Origin of the sequence: Thermoflexus sp., from assembly GCF_025055495.1 — a bacterium.
Taxonomy (GTDB): domain Bacteria; phylum Chloroflexota; class Anaerolineae; order Thermoflexales; family Thermoflexaceae; genus Thermoflexus.
Genome location: NZ_JANWXB010000354.1, coordinates 1 through 1,952 on the forward strand (window position 1 = coordinate 1; position 1,952 = coordinate 1,952).

Below are 1,952 nucleotides of genomic sequence, written 5' to 3' on the forward strand. Positions count from 1 at the left end.
AATCCGTAGGAGAGCTCGGAGGTCGCCCACGGCGCCCCTCCCATTTGATCGAAGAGTTTGCCCATTTCTGGTCCCAGAATATAATTCTTTCAAATATGTTCGTTTCTCCAGGGCGTCATATATCTTGAGGTTACACTCCTAAACTAGAGGGAGGATGCACAATGGAGCTGGCCCACCGGATCCGCCTGGCGCGCGGTCAGGAGCCGGCTGATTTGCTCCTCAAAGGAGGACGCCTGATCAATGTGTTTACCGGGGATGTGTATGAGGCCGATATCGCCATCCATGGCTCATGGATTGTGGGGATCGGGGAGGGCTACGCCGCCAGGGAGGTCATCGAGCTGAAAGGGCGCTTCGTGGCCCCCGGATTCATCGATGCCCATGTTCACATCGAAAGCAGTATGGTTCCCCCGCCGGAGTTCGCCCGCGCAGTTGTCCCCCGCGGCACCACCACCGTGATCATCGATCCCCACGAGATCGCCAACGTCCTGGGCCTGGATGGCATCCGCTATATGCTGAACGCCGCCAAGTATAACCCCCTGAGCGTCTTCGTGATGCTTCCCTCATGTGTTCCGGCCTCCCCGATGGAGACCGCAGGGGCGGCGCTCCACTGGTATGACCTCCAGCCTCTGCTCTCCAGCCCCTGGGTGCTGGGGCTGGCGGAGATGATGAATTATCCCGGCGTCATCCACGGCGACCCCGCGGTGCTGGACAAGCTCCGGGCCTTCGCCCATGTGGTCCGCGACGGCCACGCCCCCCAGCTCACCGGGCGGGACCTGGTGGCCTATGTGGCGGCCGGGATCACCTCGGATCACGAATGCACCACCGCGGAGGAGGCCCAGGAGAAAGCCCGGCTGGGGATGTATGTGTTTGTCCGCGAATCTTCGGTGGCCCGCAACCTGGCCGATCTCCTTCCCGCCATCACCCCCGCCAACAGCCGCCGCTTCTGTTTCTGCACCGATGATCGCCAGCCCGCGGATCTGCTGGAGGAGGGACATATCGACTTCCTGATCCGCAAGGCGGTGCGGTTGGGTCTGGACCCCGTCATCGCGATCCAAATGGCCACCCTGAACCCGGCGGAGCATTTCCGGCTTCACGACCGGGGCGCCATCGCGCCGAGCCGGCTGGCGGATCTGGTGGTGTTCTCGGATCTCTATGACCTCCGCCCGGAGCTCGTGTTCCGCCACGGGGTCCTGGTCGCCGAGGACGGCCGCCCCCTCTGGGAGCCGGTCAACCGGAAGGTCGACCTGCGGGGCACCATGAACATCGCCTGGGATCGGATCCAGTTCCGGATCCCGGCCCAGGGTCGTCGGATCCACGTCATCGGGGTGATTCCGGATCAGCTGATCACCAAGCACCTCATCGAGGACGCCCGGATCACCGACGGCCAGGCGATGGCGGACCCGGAGCGGGATCTGCTGAAGATCGCGGTGATTGAACGCCACCGGGCGACCGGACAGATGGGCCTGGGGTTTGTGAAGGGGATCGGACTGCGGCGGGGCGCGCTGGCGTCCTCGGTGGCGCACGATCACCACAACGTGGTGGTGGTGGGGGCCGATGATCGCTCGATGATGACCGCGGTTCGGGCGGTAGCCGAAGCCGGTGGAGGGGTAGCCGCTGCCGATGGAGATCAGATCTTAGCCCGTGTTCCCCTCCCCATCGCCGGCCTGATGTCGGATCAGCCCATTGAAACCGTCCGAAAACAGATGGAGGACGTGCTCGTGGCGGCCCGGGCCCTGGGCAGCGAGCTCCCCAACCCGCTGATGACCCTGAGCTTCCTGGCCCTCGAAGTGATCCCGGAGCTGAAGATCACCGACCTCGGCCTGGTAGACGTGAACCGGTTCGAGCGCATCCCGCTCTTTGTGGAGGAGTGAGGCTCCGGGTTGGGAGCGCGCCTTCGACGCGCTCCCAACCCATCCCCACTCCCTTCCTCCACCTAGTGCTTTGTCCAGTTA

Annotated in this window: 1 protein-coding gene; it reads left to right on the forward strand. The window is 64.1% G+C overall.

The genetic code is table 11. From position 1 onward, the window contains the following. Positions 1 to 161 precede the first annotated feature (161 nt). Positions 162 to 1,871: an adenine deaminase gene (ade, locus tag NZM16_RS11460; RefSeq protein ID WP_295449991.1), complete on the forward strand. Its 1,710-nt coding sequence runs from the start codon at positions 162 to 164 to the stop codon at positions 1,869 to 1,871. The last annotated feature ends 81 nt before the right edge of the window (positions 1,872 to 1,952 follow it).

Bases quoted from the DNA above. Each gene is read 5' to 3' on its own strand.
- ade (WP_295449991.1), top strand. From the start codon at position 162: ATGGAGCTGGCCCACCGGATCCGCCTGGCGCGCGGTCAGGAGCCGGCT.